This is a genomic window from Acinetobacter sichuanensis (assembly GCF_003024515.2).
Taxonomy (GTDB): domain Bacteria; phylum Pseudomonadota; class Gammaproteobacteria; order Pseudomonadales; family Moraxellaceae; genus Acinetobacter; species Acinetobacter sichuanensis.
The window spans coordinates 37,944-59,450 of record NZ_PYIX02000018.1; the positions used below are offsets into that span (position 1 = coordinate 37,944).

Consider the following 21,507-nt stretch of genomic DNA (forward strand, 5'->3'; position numbering starts at 1 on the left):
CCCATTGTTCATATTCCTACTATGCAATTTTTTTTTTCAATCTCTAACACTTGTTGTAAAGACAATGCTTTTACTTCAAAAATTGGTTTTTTTAGCAATGGATTAATCGCTAAAATATCATCAATATTATACTTACCTATTGTTATTTTTTGGTTTTTTTCATCATATTGAATAGATTTTCGCTGCTGTAAAACTGAATGTAATAAAATAGGCGCATCACTTATACATTCAAGTTGACCATTAAAAATAAAATCTTCTGGATTATTAATACAATAACCACAATTCGCTTCCTGCCATATAGCTTCCTCACTTATTCCATAAATAAGATAAGTTCCTGTCTCTCTTTCATTCTGTACCCATTCTTCTTCATAATTTAACCAAATCGCATAAAACATCGATTCTTCTTCAAACTCAAAAATTTCGTATTTTTGAATCCCTGCTCGCTGTACAAATTCAAAAATATCATCATCTTGCATATTTTCAGGTAATTCTATTTTTACTCTACCATCTTCTAAAAAATGTTGCCCACAGCAAGAAAAAACAAAAGCATCCAACTCTTTTAAAAGTTTTAATTCAGGTTCAAAGGCTTCTTGTGCATTCCATAAAGTTTCTTGATTCCACAAAATAATATAGCGTGTCGCCTCAATTTCCAGTCGTTTATATTCTGCCTCTGCTGCTGCACGATCTGTAAAATAACTGGCAATTCTAGAGCCTTCATAAGCATCATAGCTATCATCATAAAAGAAGCTGTTTTCACGAATCACATAAGTCGTCATTGTTGTTTTCCTGATTATTGTTTTCCTGATTGTTTTTTCTTCGTTATTATTGACCAATATAAGAAACCCTTCACAATGGAAGGGTTATTTTCACATCATATTTATTAGATACGTTTTGGTAAATTACTCACCCAATTTAATAGATTGGTTGCATCGTTAGTACGAGATTGCGAAGTGCTTGCACCCAATAACACGACAACGGCAGGACGGTTATTTACTGTCGTGTGCATTACAACACAACGCCCTGCTTCATTAATATAACCTGTTTTTGAAATATTAATGTTCCAACCACCATTACGCACCATTGCATTGGTATTGTTGGATTTTAAAATACGATAACCAAGATTAAAGTCATAATGTGCTGTAGTAGAAAATTGACGAATCAAACCATACTGAGATGCAGCACTCACTAAAATTCCTAAATCACGTGCTGAAGAAATGTTATGCGGGTCTAAACCTGTAGACTCGGTATAATAAGTTGAACTCATTCCTAATTGACGTGCTTTTGCATTCATTGCAGCAACAAAGGCAGGTCGTCCACCTGGATAAGTCCGTGCTAAAGCGGCTGCTGCTGGATTTTCAGATTTCATTAATGCAACCAATAACATCTCTGCACGGTTCATGGTATCGCCAACTTTTAGAGTTGAGCTTGAATTTTTACCACCAGCTCCAGCAAAATCAATTGATTGCAACATAATGTCTTCAGACATATTTAAACGAGCATCTGCTGTGACCACAGCCGTCATTAACTTGGTAATAGACGCGATAGGTAAAGCAGTATTGGTATTTTTACTATAAAGCACCTCACCAGTATTTGCATCCATGACCAAAGCAGCGCGTGCGCTTACAGAAGGCTGGTTTAAATATCGGTTAGTATCTGAAATTTGAACAGATTGCTGAATTGGTGCTGCGGCTGTTGTCGTTGTTGTATATGTTTTAGTTGGTGGCGCAGATAAATAGGTCACAGAACCTGGTGGAGATGGTTCGTCGTCATCTTCACTGACTGACATATCGCCATTGAGTAACTGGCTCGCATCATCGGCTGACCAGCTCATAGAAGCATGTTGTGTCCCCCCTGAAACATTTACAAGATCTGCAAAGCTTGCCGAACTCAAACTGAGTAGCACTGCTGCAGACAGGGCATGCATTAACGTTTTTTTTGACTTTATCACGGTAACTTACTCATTCAGGGAGGCTTTTTGCACTATTGCTAATTACCTCAATTATGACTTACATTTATACTCAAACATGACTAATATTGAATAATCAAATTAGCTACGTCATTGTGCATAAAAGTTTAAGAAAGATTACGAATAGCATTGCTAATTTTGTTATGACATTGCAAGTACTTTTTGCTTTGTGTAACAAAAAAGTTGCTTTTTTGAAAATATAAGGAGGTCTTAGTGATCACGGTTTTAGTGGTAGATGACCATGAATTAGTACGTACGGGCATTTGTCGTATGCTTGAAGATCAAGCTGATATTCAAGTCATTGGTCAAGCTGAATCAGGTGAAGAAGCCATCGCCATTGTCCGCCAACAACACCCTAATATTGTTTTACTTGATGTTAATATGCCCGGTATTGGTGGCGTTGAAACAACACGTCGTTTATTACAGACCGCCCCTGACACTAAAGTATTAGCTGTGAGTGGTTTAGCAGAAGAACCTTATCCTTCTTTATTATTAAAAGCAGGTGCGCGTGGTTATATCACGAAAGGTGCCCCGATCTCTGAAATGGTTCGTGCAATTAATAAAGTGATGCAAGGTGGTAAATATTTTAGTGCTGATATTGCCGAACAACTTGCAAGTTCTTATTTGTCGGACAACCAAAGCTCTCCTTTCGATGCTTTATCTGAACGTGAAATGCAAGTGGCGATGATGGTTGTCAATTGTATTAGCGCACAAGAAATTTCTGATAAACTTTTTGTTAGTGTCAAAACGGTCAATACTTATCGTTATCGTATTTTTGAAAAGTTAGGCATTGATAGCGATGTTAAATTAACCCATTTAGCAATACGCTATGGTTTAATCAAACCATAAATTTGGCATAAAAATGAATACTATGTGGCCTGCGGTAGCAAACTCACTTCAACAAACCATTTACCGTTTAGGCACATTATATTCAGTTTATAGACTCACTTTATCTTTCTGTCTCATCAGCATTTTTTTGTTCACATCTGAACATAATGGACTCAATTATCTACATAGCAAATTGTATTTTGACAGCTTAATTATTTTTGCTGTGATGAGTCTAATCCAGTTACTTGCTCTCAGATTTATCCATCAATTTATTGCACAGCAGCTCTTTGCTATTTTTATTGTTGATATTTTATTTTTAAGTACTTTAACCTTTTCCTTAGGTGGACCAAATCTTTCGATTAGTCTGCTTTTTGTGATTATGGTATTTTCAGCCAATTTTTTACTGCAAAAAAATGAAGCTTTAATTGTTACTCTTATTTCAGTCATTGCCGTAATTTATCAACAATTTGTTGGTAGTTTTTTAGATATTTCTAATCTCAATAATATTAGTAATAGTGCCCTTTTGGCTTTTCTATTTTTTATTGTGTATGGCATAGGACAAATTTCAATTCAACGCTTTAGAGTTTTAGAAACGATTAATTCTCTACAGTCTTTAGAACTTTTAAAATTACAAAATATTAATCGTTATATTTTAGAACAAATTGAACTCGGCTATTTGGTTTTAGACGAAAATTATCGCATTGTGGTATGCAACCCTGCGGCATGTTCTTTATTAGGAATTGCACCTTTATATGCCTATTCACATGAACAATATTCATTGATCAAATTTCAAAAAGAGTTATTTGATTTATTACAAAAACGACCTTTAGAGGATGGGCAACGTTTTCAATTTGACTCAGCACAAAGTCATTATACGATTGATATTCGTGTACAAAAGCTTCTCGTTCCACATCAAGCTTTAAGCCTTTTAACTTTAGAAGATGCACAGAAAATTAATCAAAAAGCACAACAGCTCAAACTGGCGTCTTTAGGGCAACTTTCAGCGAGTATTGCCCATGAAATTCGCAACCCACTTGCCGCAATTTCGCAAGCCAATGAGTTAAATTTAGATGCTGATGAAGAGCAACGCCTCATGCTCAATCAAATGATTCAAAAGCAGACGCATCGTATTAACCATATTATTCAACAAACTTTAGATATGGCAAAAAATAAAAAAACCACCATATCAGACATTCAACTTGAAGTATTTTTTAAAGATTTATTCATCAATGACTTAGCAGATGTAAAAAATAAAATTGCGTTAAGTCTGCCGCAAAACTATGTAATTCAGTTTGATGATTCACAGTTAAGACAAGTTTTGATTAATCTCATTCGTAATGCGATAAGACATAATTCACATGATGCTGATTTTATCCAAATTCTAGTGCATACTGAGGCTCAACATCTGTTTATTGATGTGATAGACTTCGGTCAAGGTATTACACATCAAAACCTAGCGCAATTATTTCAACCATTTTTTACAACTGAAATTAATGGTACAGGTTTAGGTTTATATTTATCGCAGAGTATCTGTGAAGCAAATCAAGCAAAGCTCATTTACATAGAGCAGAAAAAACAACAAGGGGCATGCTTCCGAATAGAGTGCCCATTTAAAACTTAATTTAGGTTATTGGGGATATGACCACACGACAACCATTAGTTCTACTTGTGGACGATGAGCATGACTTGTGCGTGCTAATGCAAATGACTTTGGCACGAATGGGGATCAAAACACATATTGCACATCATCTACAACAGGCAAAATTGTTCTTTAGTGAACACAAATACAACGCATGTATTACCGATTTAAATCTTCCTGATGGAAGTGGTTTAGACTTGGTTAAACATGTTACACAGCATTATCCTAAAGTTCCTATTGCGGTACTCACCGCTTATGGAAATATGGAAATTGCGATTGCTTCCTTAAAGGCAGGTGCCTTTAGTTGATTTTAGTGAAGATAATTTACAGCTTGAGCATCAACTTCTTATTGGTGAATCTAAACCAATGTTGAAATTGAAAGAAACCATCAAGAAAGTAGCTCGCTCACAAGCCCCTGTTTTTATTTCTGGTGAATCAGGTACAGGAAAAGAAGTCGTTGCCCACTTAATTCATAAATTAAGTAACCGCAGTGATAGTGCATTTGTCGCGATTAATTGTGGGGCAATTTCTGAAGAATTAATCGAACGTGAATTATTTGGTTCTGTGAGCGCAACAAGTGCAGGAACGACACCTGATAAATTAGGCTTAATCCAATCTGCAAATGGTGGATGCTTATTTTTAGATGAGATTGCTGAACTTTCGTTGACCACTCAAACCAAGTTATTACGTGCGTTACAAGAAAAGAAAATTCGCCCTTTAGGCAGTGATCAAGAAGTTGATGTGGATTTTCGGATTATTAGCGCAACAAATCAAAACTTAGAAGAACGTGTACAACAAGGAAAATTTCGTCAAGATTTATTTTTCCGTATTCATGTCATGGACTTACACTTACCACCTTTAAGAGAACGTGGCAAAGATATTCTTATCTTGGCACATCATTTTATTAAAAATATTTGTTTGGAATGGGATATTCCAAGTAAAGTTTTAAATGAAGATGCAAAACGTTTTTTACAAGTGCAGCCTTTTGCAGGCAATGTTCGTGAACTACGCAACATGATTGAACGTGCCATCACCTTATGTGATGAACATGTGATCGGTATTGAACACCTTCAGTATTCACAGAAACGTAATTTTAACGTTGAGAAAACTGAAGAACAAATCAATATCGAGCCACGTTTAGCCACGCAGCCCATTTCCAATAATATTCCTTCAGAAGGTTTAGAGCAGTTTTTAGAAAATGTAGAAAAAGAGGTTCTTCTAAACGCTCTCAATCAAACCCATTGGAATAGAACTTTAGCTGCGAAAAAACTTGGTATGACCTTTCGATCTTTGCGCTATCGTTTAAAAAAGTTTGGTTTAGATAGCGAAGAAGACTAAAGTTAGGCTAGTGATGCTTTAACAAAAGTTCAGACACATTATTTAAATATGTGTCTTCTTTCATATCTAAAGACCACGTATATTCTTGATTTGGAGCAATGCCTGTACCATCAATCATGCTGTCTTTCGGGGTAAAATAATGTGACACTGTCATTTGCAATGCCGCACCATTAGGCAATGGAAAAAGCTTTTGTACAACTCCTTTGCCATAGCTTTTCTCACCAATGACCCAAGCACGTTGATGTTCTTTCATTGCAGCAGTAAAAACTTCTGCAGCAGATGCCGAACGATGATTAATTAAGATCCCCATTTTAATATTTGGGAACTCATTTCCAGGCAAAGCTTGAAATTGTTGATTGCCTTCTGAACGACTTTTAGTTGAAACGATCGTTCCTTGATTTAAAAATAAATCGGCTGTTTCAACCGCAGCAGACAACAGTCCACCAGGATTATTACGCAAATCAATAAGGACAGCTTTTAAACGAGGCGAATTATATTCTTCTAAAATACGTTTAATTTCATTTGCGGTATCTTGTTGAAAAACCTTTACTTTTAAAAGCAGAACTTGATTATGTAATAACATAGGTTCAATATCAGCGATTTCTAATTTTTTATTACGCAATAACGTAATGGCAGTGCTTTTAGGGTTTAACTGTAGTTGAAAACTAGAACCAATTGAACCATGTAGTAGATCTTCAACTTGTTCGGCATTTAAATTTTTTAACTCTTGATTATCAATTTTAAAAACCGTAAAACCTTCTTTTAATCCTTGTTTCGCTGCATCTGAGTTTTCTTTTAATTGACTAATTTGCCACTGATGCATATGTGTATCAAAGATCAGTTTAAAATCGACAGTCGCTAAATCTGCCTCTGTATATTGTATTAATTGTTTATATTCTTCTGGGCTTAAATAACGCGAGTAACGGTCTAGTCCACCAACAAGCCCTTTGATTGCTTGTAAAAATAATGTGTCATCTGGTTTTTCTTGTACATAGTTGTCTTTCACTAAGCCATAAATCTGTACAAATTGTTCAATTGACTCAATCGGAACTTCTGTAGTCCCTTGTTCTATTTCATTATCAAAGTCTAGGACTACGGATTGCTCCGCAGCCCAAAGAGAATGGCTTCCACTAGCAATTAACCCTGTTAAAACAGCAATGTATTTCCAAGCTTGAGCCATTCACTCACCTTTTTTGATTTTATGGATTTAGCGTAATTAAATTACGTCCCTGCATTTCTTTTGGTGCAGGAATATTCATGAGATTCAACAATGTTGGAGCAACATCGGCTAATACACCACCTTCTGCAATGGTTGCTGAAGTTGGACCAACATAGATAAATGGCACTAATTCAGTGGTATGTTGAGTATGAACCTGACCGCTGACATAGTCTTGCATTTGTTCTACATTACCATGATCGGCAGTAATAATCATATGCCCATGTTTTGCCATCACTGCTTCATATAGGCGACCTAAACCTGTATCTACAGCTTCAACAGCTTTGACTGCGGCATCAAAAACACCTGTATGACCGACCATATCACCATTGGCATAGTTCACCACCAATAAGTCATATTCACCAGAGTTCACCGCAGCAACCAATTGTTCAGTGACTTCTGGTGCACTCATTTCTGGCTGTAAGTCATAGGTTGCAACTTTTGGTGATGGAATCAAAATACGCTTTTCACCTACATATTCATCTTCACGACCACCACTAAAGAAGAATGTCACATGTGCATATTTTTCAGTTTCGGCAATACGTAACTGAGTTTTGCCCAATGAAGATAAGTATTCACCAATTGAATTTTTCAGTTCTTCAGGCATATACGCAACAGGTGCATCAATCGTTGCCTGATAACGTGTCAACATGACAAATTTAGACAGATTTGGTACAACTTTACGTTCAAAGCCTGCAAAGTCTTTTTCAACAAAAGCTTTGGTGATTTCACGTGCACGGTCAGCACGGAAATTCATAAACACAATGCTGTCACCATCTGAAACTTTAGCAATCTCACCGATGCGAGTCGCTTTTACAAACTCATCATTTTCATTGGCTGCATATGCTTGTTCCAAGCCTTCAACCGCAGAGTCAACAACACGAAGCGCTTCGCCTTCAGTCATTAAACGGTAAGCTTGTTCTACACGATCCCAACGGTTGTCACGATCCATCGCAAAATAACGACCAATCATCGTCGCAATACGACCTTGATTTGGATATTGTGCAAATAAAGCATCCAACTTTTCTAATGAAGGTTGTGCACTACGTGGTGGTGTATCACGTCCGTCAAGGAAAGCATGTAAATAGACTTTAGCACCACGTTTCAATGCCAACTCGCACATTGCCACGATATGATCTTCATGTGAATGTACGCCACCTTGTGACAATAAGCCCATGATGTGAACTGAGCCATTTGCCGCTTTGGCTTTTTCTACAGCATCGACGAGAACTTCATGCTCAAAAAAAGCGCCATCACGAATATCTTTGGTAATACGGGTAAAGTCTTGATATAGCACACGACCTGCACCCAAGTTCATGTGACCCACTTCTGAGTTACCCATTTGACCATCAGGTAGACCGACATCTTCACCAGAGCCTGAAATTAAACTATGCGGATGCTTTTCTTGCATCATGGTTAGATTTGGCGTTTTTGCTGCTAAAAACGCATTATCTTCGACCGCTTCACGATGACCCACACCGTCCATGATCACTAGAACGTGAGGGATTTTGCCAGCAGTTGCATCCGTCATAATTTTCACTCTTTACTGTTTACAAATTAATCGTCATATCTTACCGTTTTTTTACGGCAGACTCTATGTGAAGCTGATGGTATTCATTTATAAGTACCATCAGTATTTTAAATGAGAAAGATTACTATCTAGCTCGGTATAATAAATAACTACCCACACCAAACATCAAGACAATAGGTACGAATACAAACCATGCAGGAGATGGTGAATAAACCAAACTCGCATAGCCTAAAAAGTCTTGAATATAGTAAAAACCAAGTCCAACAAATAGAGCAATCACTAAACGAAAGCCCATAGACTGTTGACGCAATGGTCCAAAAATAAATGAACAGGCAATCAAGACCAACGCTAATAAAGCAAATGGCGATCCAACATTTTGCCAAAATGCCAATGAATATGTTTTGGGTACTTGGCTATATTGATCCATATAGCGCATAAAGCTTACCAATTGACTTGGTGCTAAATCTTCAGGGTCAATCGTCACCATATGCACATATTTTGGTTGTAATGCTAAAGCTAAATTATGCTGGCTATCACGGTTGAGGGTTGCTCGCCCATCTGTTTGTAAGTTTACTTGTGTCGCTTGACTGAGGTTCCATTGACCATTTTCAACAAAATTACCTTGCTCAGCATTCAAAAGCGACTTCATGCGATAATCTTGATCGAAGTCAACAACTTGTACTTGCTTTAGATTACCTTTTGAATTGGCATAATCAATATAAATAAAGCGCTGTCCTTCACGTGTCCAATAGCCTTTAACTTCGCCTAAGGCTGCAACACTTTGTTTACTTTTGATACTTTTAGCTTGTTCGTTGGTATAAGGCACAACAAATTGGCTGAGAATAAAAGACAGTACAACCAATAGCATGGCTGATCGCATGACCCAGCCCACAATACGCCATAGGCTAATTCCTGAGGCACGCATCACAATCAATTCGCTATTTGATGCCATTGAACCCAGTCCAAGCACGGCACCAATCAACGCTGAAATAGGTAAAATTTCATATAGGTATTTGGGTGCGCCCCACAAGACATATTGCAACGCATTCCAAGCATTATAACCTTCTTTTAAATCACCTAATTCGCCTAAATAAGTAAATAAAACCTGTAAGACTGACAATACAGCTGTTGCACCCAACATTGCGAGCGCTGTTGTATTGACCACATGCTTGGCGACAATTTTACGTGCTAACATTATGATTTCACTCGCTGAATTTGTTTCTTAATCTTAGGTGCTAATTTTTGCTTACGGGAAAATAGCGCTGCGCCAATTGCATAAAACAGTAAAACAGCAGGATATGCCCAAATTCCAATTTCACCTTTACTCATACGGGTTTTGATTGCCATGAGTGCAACAATTAAACTCGCAAAAATCAGCAAAGCAGGAAATAACTTTAAATAGCGCCCTTGTCGTGGACTCACTTCAGACAACGCTGTGGCTAACATCAATGCCACAATCATGCTAAATGGTACAAAAATCCGCCACCCCAACTCACTCGCAACAACAGGATCATCGGTATTTTTGAGCAGTTTAGAGAAAGATAAAGCTTCGACTTCGTTACTTTCAAACTTAGCTTCTTTGTCATTTTCTAAACGTAGACGATAGGACTGAAATTCAGCTTGTGTATATTTTGCTGTACCTGGGAAAATCTCGTAACGACGACCTTGCAATAAATCCACAACGTTTGCCGTATCATCAGCAACTTCAACACGCGTTGCTTCTTTTGCCAAAATCATGACATCAGGTTTACCCTCTTTTTGAGCGCGTTGATAAAAGAAAATATCTTTTAAATTTTTACGATCGTCAGATAATGAACCTGCATAGATGGTATAAGGACCTGATGAAATAAATTCTTTGGGTCGGACGAGATCGAAACCTGTACGAACAGCTTGTGTTGAAACCAGTTTTTCATATTCACGAATGCCCCATGGTGACATCCAGATCATCAGTACACTTTGTACAAATAAATAAATGATCGTTAAAGGAATCAATAAGCGCGCAAGCTGAATTTTACTGACACCACTCCCATTGAGTACCGCCATTTCATGATCTACATATAAACGACCAAAAACCAGCATTAAACCAATGAAAAATCCCAGTGGTAAAATAAGGGTTAAAAACTCAGGTAAACGGTAGCCAATGATGCTAAATAAAATTGTGGCATCTAAGCGCCCTTGTGCTGCAACACCAAAATACTTGATCAAACGTCCACCCATCATAATGAGTGTGAGCAGTGCGACAACAACTAAAGATGTTGAAACAACTTGTTTGACGAGATAACGTCTTATAATCAAGGGAATCTTCCAAAGTGAGTTGGGTGAATATGCGTTTTAGTATTTTACCCGAATGTTAAAAATATAAAACCACATTGAAATTCTATCATTGGTAGTGTTTCAATGGTTTAATGTTTTCAAACGTCTCTAAAGGCATATAGATCGCATATGAAATTAAGCATTAATACTTCAGTAACAAGCAGTGCATCAAGCCAAGCACTTTTTATTTTGGCAAGTTCAGACAACTTATCAGAAGTAAAATCTAACTATCAAATCAAAGATTTAGATACTGCAATTAGCGCGGCACAATTTAAAGCAAGTGTTGCAGAAACTTTAACCTTGGTTGGTCAAGTCACACAGAATGCTTACAGCATTTTAGTCGGAGTTGATCAAGCGAGTGAATTAAAAGCTGCAAAATTAGCAAAAATCGCACAAATCATTATCAAAGCATCACAAAAAAAATTCAAACAAATCAGTATTGATATTTCTGTTTTGCCAAATGAATTACATTATCTTTTTGCATTAAATTTAACTCAAGCAGCTTATGCTTATGATGAATTCAAAAGTAAAAAAAATGAATTTTCATTAACTGATATTGAGCTTGTTTCGACACATACCAGTCTTGATGCAGCACAAATTAGTTTAATTGAGGCAGTACAACAAGGTCAAAATCTTGCTCGTGACTTGGGTAACTGTCCTGCCAATATTTGTTTTCCTGAATATTTAGCAGATCAAGCACGTGCGCTTGCTGCTGAGTTCCCTGATGTTTTAAAAGTTACTGTACTTGAAGAACAGCAGTTGGCTGATTTGGGCATGCACTCTTTCCTTGCTGTAAGTAAAGGTTCGGAACGTCCAGGACGTGTCATTACCCTTGAATATAAAGCCAATCCAGATCAAGCACCTATTGTTTTAGTGGGTAAAGGGATTACTTTTGATACAGGTGGTATTTCACTTAAACCAGGCGTTGGCATGGATGAAATGAAATATGACATGTGTGGTGCTGCATCTGTGCTTGGGACATTACGTGCTTTATGTGAAGCAAATCTTCCAATTCATGTTGTCGGTACAATTGCTGCGGCAGAAAATATGCCATCAGGTCATGCAACTCGCCCAGGCGATATCGTGACAACAATGAGTGGACAAACTGTTGAAATTCTTAACACTGATGCTGAAGGTCGTTTAGTGTTATGTGATGCTTTAACCTATGTAAAACGCTTTAATCCTGCGGTGGTGATTGATATCGCAACGTTAACAGGTGCATGTGTCGTTGCTTTGGGTAAAGTACTCAGTGGTTTATTTACCCCAGATAATGAACTTGCTCAAGAAATTAATCTTGCAGGTGAAGAAAGCTTTGACCGTGTTTGGCGTTTACCTGTCATTGATGATTATCAAGATATGCTAGATTCAAACTTTGCTGATATCGGTAATATCAGTGGTGCAGGTCCACAAGCAGGTGCAATTTTAGCGGCATGTTTCTTACAACGTTTTACACGTGAATACCGTTGGGCACATTTAGATGTTGCAGGAACTGCATGGTTATCTGGTGCGGCAAAAGGCTCAACAGGTCGTCCTGTACCGCTATTAATGCAATTCATTGCCAATCGTGTTAAAGCCAATGGCTAAAATTAGCTTTTATCTTTTTGAAAAAAGCCCAGAACGACGAGTGCAAAGCACTTGTCGTCTCTGCCGCAAGATCTCAAAACAGCATGCAAAAATTTGGATTTATTGTCCAGATCCTGAGGTTCAACAGCAACTTGATGAGCTACTTTGGACATTTGACCCTGCTAGTTTTTTAGCACATGGCATTGACCAAAAAGATGCACCGATTTGTATTTCTGCACATTTGCCAACCCAAGCTGAATGGATTGTGTTTAATTTTAACAATCAAGCACTTGATCAAGTTGGACAATTTAGTCACATTATTGAAATAATTGAAAATGATGAGCCTGCTAAGCAGATAGGACGTGAAAAGTATAAAACTTATCGACGTTTAGGCTTTGCTCCTCAAACATTTAAATTATAAAGAAAGTCATTTTAAAGCGCCGAAAAGGAGATGCGTTGTGGCATTAAATGTTGGTCAAGATTTTAAAAAACGTTGGCTAGATACCCCTGAAGTCGTGCGCCAAACGTATTTAGATGACCTCAGTCGTGTCTGTGATTTACTCACTCCTGAGTCCCCAATTCAAGCATGGATGGACAATGATAAACGTGCGATGCAAGTCGCTCAGCTTAAAGTTGAACAAGCCTATGCCGACCTCAAAGCACAACTGATCGAAGAAGCACGTATTCGTAAGCAATTGGCTTTAGAGCAGTCTTTAGCTGAAAAACGTGCGCAACAAGAACAATATAATCAACAATTAATTCAAGATGAACTAAAACAAACACAACAACAAATTCAAACACTTGCTTCAATTCAAGAACAAATTCAAATTGAAACAGAGCTGTATACTGAACGTTATACTGAAAACCCAAAAACACCTGCAACTGATTATGCCAATAATCATTTTAAAGTCGCTGATCAAGAGATGATGTCTGAACTTGAAAGTGTGCGCTTACGTTTAGAGCTAGAAGCTGAAACTTTTATCGAACAAGCCGTCAACGACTTTAGAGCAAAGTTAAAAGCAGCTTCAGATGAAGAAATTGCGTATATTTTAAAAAATACTCATTTTTCAGATCAAGTTTAAACATCGCATGTTCATTATTTTTATTTTCAATGTCACTAAATTGACATATTAATGTCACATCATAGTCATGTTTTAAATCTCTTTACGATAAAAACAGTTTTTGAATATCTCAAAACTGAATAACGAGGAAAAGAATATGGACATGCTCAACCAAATCTCGAAGCAAATTGCGGTACTCAGTTCAGGTGAGAAATGGACTGTTTCTGCTCAAGACTTACTGATTAGCCGCTCAGATTTTCATTCGATCTCTGTATATTTAGTACGTGAATCTCAAAAAGGTATTTTTTCAATTGATCAAATCCAAGCAAAAAACTCTTGGTTTGAACAAACAACACTCACCATCACCAAACATTAATGATTTTAACCAAGTTCAATACAAATTTGAGCTTGGCTATTTTTCTCATTTTATATAATAAATAATTAAAATAAATCAACAGTATAGGAAATTAGATTACCTGTGCCATAACCTATCCCCAATAATAGTCCAATCCAAATAAAACCACCAACCACGTTATAAAACATAAAATTACTCATTTTCATATGCCCCGCACCTGCGGCAAACGGTGCAAATGAACGAACAAAGGGAATAAAACGTGCCATCATGATGGTTTTTCCACCATGTTTTAAAAAATATTGATTGGTTTTTTCTATATATTCAGGTTTAAAAATTTTAGGGTGCTTTTTAAAAAAACGAAAACCTAATGCTTTACCTGTATAGTAATTGACGATATAGCCAAGAATTGAAGCAATAATCAACAAAATCCCCATATAACTTAAATGCACAGCTTCTGCTGTTGAACACAAAGCACCTATGGCGATCAGTAAACTGTCTCCCGGCAAAAAAAACATAAATACGGAGCCTGTTTCTGCAAAAATAATCAGGAACAAAATGGCGTAAATCCACAAACCATATTGATCAAGCAATACAGGCAATAATTGTTCTATATGCATTAAAAAATCAAGCAATACTCAATTCTCTTCTCAATAAAGTAATTGCAATATATTCGTCTAGTTTCACGATGTAAATAAAAAAAAGCCTAAAATAAATTAGACTTCTGATTTATGAGGGCGTATTTGATTATTTTAAAAAGCCATTTTGAGCCAAAAACTCCATGCTCAATTTTGATTCAGTTTTTACTTCAGCAGCTTTATCGCCTAACAATAAACGTTCAATATAACGTGCTAAAACATCTACTTCTAAGTTCACTTTAGTACCGACTTTCCATGTCCCAATATTGGTACGTTCTGCTGTATGTGGAATAAGGTTAAGGCTCAAAATATTACCACGTAAATGATTAATGGTTAGGCTAATTCCATCTACAGTAATTGAACCTTTTTCAGCTAAATATTTTGCAATTTCAACAGGTGTGGTCACTTCAAAATACAATGAACGTGCATCTGAACGCACCACTGTAATTTCACCAACAACATCCACATGACCACTGACGATATGCCCCCCAAAACGTGTTGTTGGTAGCATCGCCTTTTCAACATTTACAGCTTGCCCAACTTTCCACTGGGCTAAGGTTGAACGATTTAGGCTTTCACGCGAAACATCCGCAGCATACCAATTTTCGCCCCAATCAATCACAGTTAAGCAAATTCCATTGGTCGCGATAGAATCACCTAAATGAACATCAGACATATCTAAGTCAGTATGAATACGTAAACGTACATCACCACCTACATTTTGCAGACTTTCTACTTTTCCTAAACTTTCAATAATGCCTGTGAACATAAATACTACCCTAAACTTTTCATCATTAAGTTTTTAATCTATCGCGTTTCACACTATGTAGTTTCCGACTTGTTAAAAGTAGAAATTTACCAAAGTGCTAACTGAGTACTAACACCTGATGTATCGACACCACCTAATTCAGCAAAATGATAAAGCTGACTTAATAATTGACGTAATGGTGGACCAGATTTTGCGTGTGTATCTGTAATTACAATAAACTCTAACACACGTGCGCGTTCTGACTGGCGCTGCTTACTCACCCGATAACGCGGTACATCTTGGGTCAGTAATGTCACCTTTCCTCGTGCCAAATTGGCTTTGAGTAAGTCTTTGGCTTCGATATTACCATCAGTTGAATAACTGGTTAAAATATAGCGTGCATTAATCGTAGATAATAATTTTTCATATGCGTCTTGTGCATGCTTTGAAGAATTATACTGACTTGGGCGTTCTTTACGCCAAGCACGGTCAATACCACTCTTAAAACCTTTGGTATCTGGTGTAGGTAAATCGACCTGATCCCATAATGTTAAAGAATTTAACACATGATAATTACTACTATAAGCATGTTGGTTATAAGGTGGATCTAAATATGCAACATCCACCTCAAAGCCACTCATTTGATTTGCCAAATGCTGTGCATCTACACACCACATTTCTGCCATTGGTGTTTTTTGCTTATTGTCACCTACTTCACTAAAACGGCTTGGTGTTAACCACAATAAAGACTCAATCCGTTCTAAAGCGGTTTGGGTTTTACCACCCCAACCATGATGGAAACTTTTAAATACACCACTGGTATTACTAACAAAACTCGCCGAATAAAGCAAAGGTGCAAGCAAAGCACTCATTTCTACATCATCAATCGCACCTTGCGCTTGCCAAGTGGCTATTTGTTGGCGAATGGCATCTATACGCATCCCATTACGGCGTTTAAAGAACAAACGATCACGTGCAGGATCATAAATTTCATCATTGCGTGGACATAAGTTATGTGTCACCCAGCCTTTCACTTCAGGTAATCGATTTAAATAATCAATGGCTTTTTGATACCCACCTAACTCTTTAAATACGGGTGCATCAGTACATGCCAAAATTGCATGATTAAGTGCATGACTATAAGGCTCCCAATCATTTGCGATCACACGATAACCATTTTGTCTTGCTAAACGCGAAACAACACCGCTACCAGCAAAAAAGTCAGCAAAAATTGGGGCTCTTTTACCTTTTTGATTTAAAGTTCCTGTTTGCTCAAGTGCCTCTAAAATCAGATGTAACAATCGGCGTTTATTACCTAAATAAGGGACGAGCTGATTGAAAAGATATTCATCCGTCGTACGTGCAGCATGACGACGTTTGTGATATATCGAAGACTCTGAATTCATACTGACTCTTGCAAAGGAATTAATCTTAAGCGAATGTCTTGACCCAACTGAGTGACATTCTCAAGTTTAAAGCGGAGTTGTTGTGCCATCTGCTCAAAAGAAGCGTTGAACATCGCACGTGCAGATTGACCTAAAAATGTCGGTGCAACATAGCTAATGACTTCATCGACAAGATGCGCTTGTAAAAAAGCAGTCGATAAAGTCGCGCCTGCCTCAATCATGACATCATAAATGTGAAAATCTTTTAAAGTTTTCAATAAATTGAATAAAGATTGAATCTCTAATTGTACCACACCCAGTTGAGCCAATTCCTCACGAAATGGTCCCATGACCATCACAGTGTCAGGTTGTTGCAAAATTTGGGCAGTCAAAGGTAAACGACCTTGTCGATCTAAAATGATACGTTGAGGCTGAACAATACTATCAATTTCAATATTGGGTAAATGACGCACATTGATTTGAGGGTCATCTGCCAAAATCGTATCAATTCCCGTAATCACTGCCCCAGAAATCGCACGCCAATGTTGTACATCTTGACGTGCCTCACTGCCCGTAATCCATTTGGACTCACCTGATGCCATTGCAGTACGCCCATCTAAACTAGATGCTACTTTTAAACGTACATAAGGCATGCCTGTAGACATTGCTTTTAAAAATCCACGATTTAAAACAGCAGCTTCTTTCTCACAAATGCCGACTTCAACCTCTATTCCTGCATCTTTTAAAATTTGAACGCCTTTGCCTGCCACCAAAGGATTTGGGTCTGAACAAGCCACGATAACTTTTGCCACACCCGCTTCAACCAAACCTTTAGCACACGGTGGTGTACGTCCATAATGTGCACAAGGCTCTAAGGTGACATAAGCTGTTGCACCTCGTGCCAACTCTCCTGCCTGACGTAAGGCGAAAACTTCAGCATGTGGCTGACCCGCTTGAGGGTGAAAGCCTGCTCCGACCATTTGCCCATCTTTGACAATGACACAACCTACATTAGGGTTTGGACGGGTTGAATATTGACCTTGTTGTGCTAATGCAATCGCTTTTTGCATCCAATATTGATGTTGTTGTAATGCTTCAACCGTTGTATTCATAATCTTCTCATGTCTGCCTAATCAATCAGATTTTTCTTGATCGCGATGCTGCATCAATTCTATTTGTTGGCGAAAAGCTTCGACATCTTGGAAATCTTGATAAACCGATGCAAAACGTACATAAGCAACATGGTCTAAGGAAAATAAAGACTGCATGACAATTTCACCAATCGTACGTGAACGTACATCACGCTCACCCAATCTACGAATTTTGAGTTGAATGTCACTGAGTACCGTTTCAATTTGCTCTTGAGTTACTGGACGTTTTTGTAATGCATGCATCAATGAGCGACGTAATTTTAACTCATCAAAAGGTTCACTTTTACCATCAGATTTAATAACACGCGGCATCACCACTTCATACGTTTCGAAAGTGGTAAAACGTTCTGCACATTTGATACATTCACGACGTCTACGAATCTGACAGCCTTCAGCCGCCAAACGCGAATCGATCACTTTACTATCAGCAGCGTTGCAAAATGGACAATGCATAGTGGTTTAATTGAACACATTTTAAAATTTTATTTAGTGTATCAAAAAATAGGAATTTTGTTGAGCTTTCCTCAATATATAGAAAAAAAACAGCTCAAATGAGCTGTTTTACACAATATATAGTATAACTTTTTAAATTATTCAATACGTTCGCCATGTTGACTTAAATCAAGTCCCATACGCTCATCATCTGTACCAACACGGATTCCAATCACCAAATCAATGACTTTTAAGATAATGAATGTCATCACTGCTGAATATACAATCGTTGCTAAAACACCCTCAACTTGTACCCAAAGTTGATGCAACATATTGGTAGGGACTTTTTCGCCCATGATAAATTCACTGGCAAAAACTGCGGTTAAAATTGCACCCACAATACCACCAACACCATGTAAGCCAAATGCGTCTAAAGAGTCATCTGCTTTGAGTAAGCGTTTCAGTCCTGAAATTCCCCAGAAACAAACAACACCACCAATTAAGCCCATGATCAAAGCACCACTTACTGTCACAAAACCTGCTGCTGGTGTAATCACCACAAGACCTGCAACTGCACCAGATGCACCACCTAAAACAGATGCTTTACCACGAACGATTTTTTCAACCAATAACCATGAGATTGCGGCTGCGGCTGCGGCGACTTGAGTTGTCACTAAAGCATAAGCTGCTGAACCATTTGCACCTAATGCTGAACCACCATTGAAACCAAACCAACCAACCCAAATCAAACTTGCACCAAGTACAGTTAAAGTCAAGTTATGTGGAGCCATAGACTCTTTGCCCAGTCCAATACGTTTACCCAGTAGATAAGCCGTCACTAAACCTGCAACACCTGAGTTAATATGAACCACAGTACCGCCCGCAAAATCAAGCGCGCCATCATTCATTAACCAACCGCCACCCCAAACCCAATGGGCAATTGGTGCGTACACAATAATGACCCACACCGTAATAAATGCAATATAAGCACTAAACTTCATACGTTCTGCAATTGAACCGCTAATAATTGCCACGGTAATAATTGCAAAAGTCATTTGGAAAATAACAAAAAGAATTTCAGGAATAGAGCCACTTAACGCATCAGTTGTAATACCTGAAAGCATGGCTTTATCTAAGTTACCAATGAAAGCATTGCCGCCACTAAAAGCCAATGAATAGCCTACAACGACCCAAACCAGACTGACAATTGCTGCCGCCATTAAACTATGTGCCATTGTACTCAAAACATTTTTTTTACGAACCATCCCACCATAAAAGAGTGCTAAGCCCGGAATAGTCATGAGTAAAACAAGTGCTGTAGAAACCAAAATCCAAGCCGTATCACCTGTATTTAAAGTAGGTTCTGCGGTTGCTTCTACAGGTGCAGCAGGTGTAATTTCTGCTGTTGTTGATATCGTTGTTGTTGCAGCATTTGAACTTGGTTCAGCCACTGCTGTAGAAGTGGGTTCAGTTACGTTTTCTTCAGCCCACGCAACTGATCCACCAAGGAGTGCGCCAGACAGGCTGAGCGCAAGTAGCATTTTTTTCATTCGTATCCCCCAACCAAGTTTTTCTGAGTTATGTGTTACTCAGCAAACTTCATGCCAAATTAAACAGCATCCGCACCTGTTTCACCTGTACGAATACGAATGACTTGCTCTAAATTAGTGACAAAAATTTTCCCATCACCAATTTTACCAGTGCTAGCAACACGGGTAATTGATTCGATTACTGAATCAACCATGTCGTCACTGATTGCGATTTCAATTTTCACTTTTGGTAAAAAATCAACGACATATTCAGCACCACGATAAAGTTCAGTGTGCCCTTTTTGACGTCCAAAACCTTTCACTTCTGTGACGGTAATTCCTTGAACACCGATTTCAGATAATGCTTCACGCACATCATCTAACTTAAATGGTTTTACAATTGCTGTTACAAGTTTCATGTTGTTTTCCTTCGGCTTTTCTTACCAGTAAGGTTTTATGTTCAATTTTCATGCCAAAATGTCTTAATGGTTGGGGATATTAATCCACTTTAGCAGAAATCGCCTTATACCCTATTTTATACATTTTCTTATCATTTTCACTTTAAAAATTTTATATTTGTGATTGATTTTTTGTATTTTATTATTAATTCAACCGATGCTAATCAGTTAGCACTAGGGGCAAATTAAAAGCGATGTTAAACTACGTAGATATCTCATTTTTTGGAATAAACAATGATAGAAACATTATTACAAGCGATTTTGGAACAAGTTGATCAACCTAAAAAAGATTTAGAACACAATTTACGTGCCCTCCTCAATGAAGCCGTTAATCAAATGGATTTAGTTTCTAAAGATGAATTAGAGCGTCAAAAAACTGCACTACAAAATGCCAACCTCCGTTTAGCAGAACTTCAAACTCAAGTTAAAATGCTTGAATCTCTCGTTCAAAAGTAAGATTGACTTCTTTTTGCACAAAATAAGTGCGTAAAAATAATAAAACGATTAAAAATAAAGCAAATTGGAAGAATAAAATGTCATTCGCAAAAATTTATACCCGAGGCTTACTCGGGTTACATGCGCCTTTAATTGAAGTCGAAGTTCATGTTAGTGCAGGTTTACCCTCACTGACTATTGTGGGTTTGGCTGAGGCTGCTGTGAGAGAAAGTAAAGATCGTGTTCGCTCTGCCATCATTAATAGTGGCTTTCAATTTCCGACCAAACGCTTAACCATCAACTTAGCCCCTGCTGATTTACCTAAAGATGGTTCGCGGTTGGATTTACCAATTGCATTAGGTATTTTAATTGCCACAGGACAAATTCCAGATACAGCCATAGATCAGTTTGAATTTATGGGTGAGTTAGCATTAGATGGGCACTTAAGACCTGTTACAGGAACTTTGACGATTGCAATGGCATGCCAACAGGCTCAACATCGTTTAATGTTACCTACTGCAAATGCAGATGAGGCTGCGCAACTGCCTGATATTGAAGTTTTTGCAGCCTCACATTTAAAGCAAGTCTGTGAACACTTTACTGAAACACAAAAAATTAAAGTGACAGAGACTTGCCAAAGTATTTCACCACAAGGCTATAAATTTGATTTAGCAGATGTTAAAGGACAGGTACGCCCACGCAGAGCCTTAGAAATTGCTGCCGCAGGTGGACATTCTATTTTATTTAGAGGACCTCCCGGTACAGGTAAAACTTTGCTTGCTTCTCGTTTAGCCAGTATTTTACCACCACTAAATCATCAGGAAAATTTAGCAGTTGCCAGTATTTACTCGATTGCTAATTTACAACATTGTCACTTACAAAAATAAAAGCTAGTTTACAAAAATAGAAGCTAGTCAAATATAT

The 21,507-nt window shown here is 37.7% G+C and carries 20 protein-coding genes and 2 pseudogenes; 9 read left to right on the forward strand and 13 right to left on the reverse strand.

Features of this window, described 5'->3' with window-relative positions; translation table 11 throughout:
* Nucleotides 1–8 precede the first annotated feature (8 nt).
* Nucleotides 9–776, reverse strand: coding sequence for a hypothetical protein (locus tag C9E89_RS11725; protein WP_107008528.1), 768 nt, complete (start codon nucleotides 774–776; stop codon nucleotides 9–11).
* 104 nt (nucleotides 777–880) lie between these two features.
* Complete coding sequence (locus tag C9E89_RS11730; protein WP_373431887.1) at nucleotides 881–1,924, reverse strand: serine hydrolase family protein; 1,044 nt, start codon at nucleotides 1,922–1,924, stop codon at nucleotides 881–883.
* A 255-nt stretch (nucleotides 1,925–2,179) separates the two neighbouring features.
* On the opposite strand from C9E89_RS11730, the gene gacA reads away from it, so the two are divergent.
* From gacA to C9E89_RS11745, 3 genes and pseudogenes are all read left to right on the forward strand, one after another.
* Nucleotides 2,180–2,815, forward strand: coding sequence for a response regulator transcription factor GacA (gene gacA / locus C9E89_RS11735; RefSeq protein ID WP_107008530.1), 636 nt, complete (start codon nucleotides 2,180–2,182; stop codon nucleotides 2,813–2,815).
* A 22-nt stretch (nucleotides 2,816–2,837) separates the two neighbouring features.
* Complete coding sequence (locus C9E89_RS11740) at nucleotides 2,838–4,415, forward strand: sensor histidine kinase (RefSeq protein WP_107008531.1); 1,578 nt, start codon at nucleotides 2,838–2,840, stop codon at nucleotides 4,413–4,415.
* Between the two features lie 17 nt (nucleotides 4,416–4,432).
* Nucleotides 4,433–5,771: pseudogene (locus C9E89_RS11745) on the forward strand (sigma-54-dependent transcriptional regulator).
* A gap of 7 nt (nucleotides 5,772–5,778) precedes the next feature.
* Here the strand turns inward: C9E89_RS11745 and C9E89_RS11750 are convergent.
* From C9E89_RS11750 to lptF, 4 genes are all read right to left on the reverse strand, one after another.
* Nucleotides 5,779–6,951, reverse strand: coding sequence for a S41 family peptidase (locus C9E89_RS11750; protein WP_107008532.1), 1,173 nt, complete (start codon nucleotides 6,949–6,951; stop codon nucleotides 5,779–5,781).
* A 19-nt stretch (nucleotides 6,952–6,970) separates the two neighbouring features.
* Nucleotides 6,971–8,518, reverse strand: a complete 1,548-nt coding sequence (gene gpmI, locus C9E89_RS11755; protein WP_107008533.1) for a 2,3-bisphosphoglycerate-independent phosphoglycerate mutase — start codon at nucleotides 8,516–8,518, stop codon at nucleotides 6,971–6,973.
* Between the two features lie 124 nt (nucleotides 8,519–8,642).
* Nucleotides 8,643–9,713 (reverse strand): LPS export ABC transporter permease LptG, encoded by a 1,071-nt coding sequence (gene lptG, locus C9E89_RS11760; RefSeq protein ID WP_107008534.1) that lies wholly within the window; start codon nucleotides 9,711–9,713, stop codon nucleotides 8,643–8,645.
* Nucleotides 9,713–10,813 (reverse strand): LPS export ABC transporter permease LptF, encoded by a 1,101-nt coding sequence (gene lptF, locus C9E89_RS11765; RefSeq protein WP_107008535.1) that lies wholly within the window; start codon nucleotides 10,811–10,813, stop codon nucleotides 9,713–9,715. The genes lptG and lptF overlap by 1 nt, the downstream gene beginning before the upstream one ends.
* A gap of 147 nt (nucleotides 10,814–10,960) precedes the next feature.
* On the opposite strand from lptF, the gene C9E89_RS11770 reads away from it, so the two are divergent.
* From C9E89_RS11770 to C9E89_RS11785, 4 genes are all read left to right on the forward strand, one after another.
* Nucleotides 10,961–12,415 carry a leucyl aminopeptidase gene (locus C9E89_RS11770; RefSeq protein WP_107008536.1) on the forward strand — a complete coding sequence of 485 codons (1,455 nt, stop codon included), beginning with the start codon at nucleotides 10,961–10,963 and terminating at the stop codon, nucleotides 12,413–12,415.
* Nucleotides 12,408–12,815, forward strand: a complete 408-nt coding sequence (locus tag C9E89_RS11775) for a DNA polymerase III subunit chi (RefSeq protein ID WP_107008537.1) — start codon at nucleotides 12,408–12,410, stop codon at nucleotides 12,813–12,815. Before C9E89_RS11770 ends, C9E89_RS11775 begins: the two co-directional genes overlap by 8 nt.
* Nucleotides 12,816–12,852: 37 nt before the next feature.
* Nucleotides 12,853–13,476, forward strand: a complete 624-nt coding sequence (gene blhA / locus C9E89_RS11780) for a cell division protein BlhA (protein ID WP_107008538.1) — start codon at nucleotides 12,853–12,855, stop codon at nucleotides 13,474–13,476.
* Between the two features lie 136 nt (nucleotides 13,477–13,612).
* Nucleotides 13,613–13,831 (forward strand): hypothetical protein, encoded by a 219-nt coding sequence (locus tag C9E89_RS11785; protein ID WP_107008539.1) that lies wholly within the window; start codon nucleotides 13,613–13,615, stop codon nucleotides 13,829–13,831.
* Nucleotides 13,832–13,896: 65 nt separating this feature from the next.
* On the opposite strand, the gene C9E89_RS11790 is transcribed toward C9E89_RS11785, so the two are convergent.
* The 7 genes from C9E89_RS11790 to glnK form a co-directional block, all read right to left on the reverse strand.
* Nucleotides 13,897–14,442, reverse strand: coding sequence for a VTT domain-containing protein (locus C9E89_RS11790; RefSeq protein WP_107008540.1), 546 nt, complete (start codon nucleotides 14,440–14,442; stop codon nucleotides 13,897–13,899).
* A 112-nt stretch (nucleotides 14,443–14,554) separates the two neighbouring features.
* Nucleotides 14,555–15,214 carry a riboflavin synthase gene (locus C9E89_RS11795; protein WP_107008541.1) on the reverse strand — a complete coding sequence of 220 codons (660 nt, stop codon included), beginning with the start codon at nucleotides 15,212–15,214 and terminating at the stop codon, nucleotides 14,555–14,557.
* An 86-nt stretch (nucleotides 15,215–15,300) separates the two neighbouring features.
* Nucleotides 15,301–16,599, reverse strand: a complete 1,299-nt coding sequence (locus C9E89_RS11800) for a DNA adenine methylase (protein ID WP_107008542.1) — start codon at nucleotides 16,597–16,599, stop codon at nucleotides 15,301–15,303.
* Nucleotides 16,596–17,690: a bifunctional diaminohydroxyphosphoribosylaminopyrimidine deaminase/5-amino-6-(5-phosphoribosylamino)uracil reductase RibD gene (ribD, locus tag C9E89_RS11805; RefSeq protein ID WP_107008543.1), complete on the reverse strand. Its 1,095-nt coding sequence runs from the start codon at nucleotides 17,688–17,690 to the stop codon at nucleotides 16,596–16,598. The genes C9E89_RS11800 and ribD overlap by 4 nt, the downstream gene beginning before the upstream one ends.
* Nucleotides 17,691–17,711: 21 nt before the next feature.
* The gene (nrdR, locus tag C9E89_RS11810; RefSeq protein WP_107008544.1) at nucleotides 17,712–18,182 is read right to left on the reverse strand and encodes a transcriptional regulator NrdR; all 471 of its coding nucleotides are present in this window, start codon (nucleotides 18,180–18,182) and stop codon (nucleotides 17,712–17,714) included.
* Nucleotides 18,183–18,319: 137 nt separating this feature from the next.
* Nucleotides 18,320–19,711, reverse strand: coding sequence for an ammonium transporter (locus tag C9E89_RS11815; protein ID WP_107008545.1), 1,392 nt, complete (start codon nucleotides 19,709–19,711; stop codon nucleotides 18,320–18,322).
* Between the two features lie 59 nt (nucleotides 19,712–19,770).
* The gene (glnK, locus tag C9E89_RS11820) at nucleotides 19,771–20,109 is read right to left on the reverse strand and encodes a P-II family nitrogen regulator (RefSeq protein ID WP_005094485.1); all 339 of its coding nucleotides are present in this window, start codon (nucleotides 20,107–20,109) and stop codon (nucleotides 19,771–19,773) included.
* A 273-nt stretch (nucleotides 20,110–20,382) separates the two neighbouring features.
* On the opposite strand from glnK, the gene C9E89_RS11825 reads away from it, so the two are divergent.
* Together C9E89_RS11825 and C9E89_RS11830 are read left to right on the forward strand one after the other, a co-directional pair.
* On the forward strand, nucleotides 20,383–20,604 hold the full coding sequence (locus C9E89_RS11825; RefSeq protein ID WP_107008546.1) for an accessory factor UbiK family protein: 222 nt from the start codon (nucleotides 20,383–20,385) through the stop codon (nucleotides 20,602–20,604).
* A 77-nt stretch (nucleotides 20,605–20,681) separates the two neighbouring features.
* Nucleotides 20,682–21,452: pseudogene (locus C9E89_RS11830) on the forward strand (YifB family Mg chelatase-like AAA ATPase); the annotation flags it as partial.
* Nucleotides 21,453–21,507 lie beyond the last annotated feature (55 nt).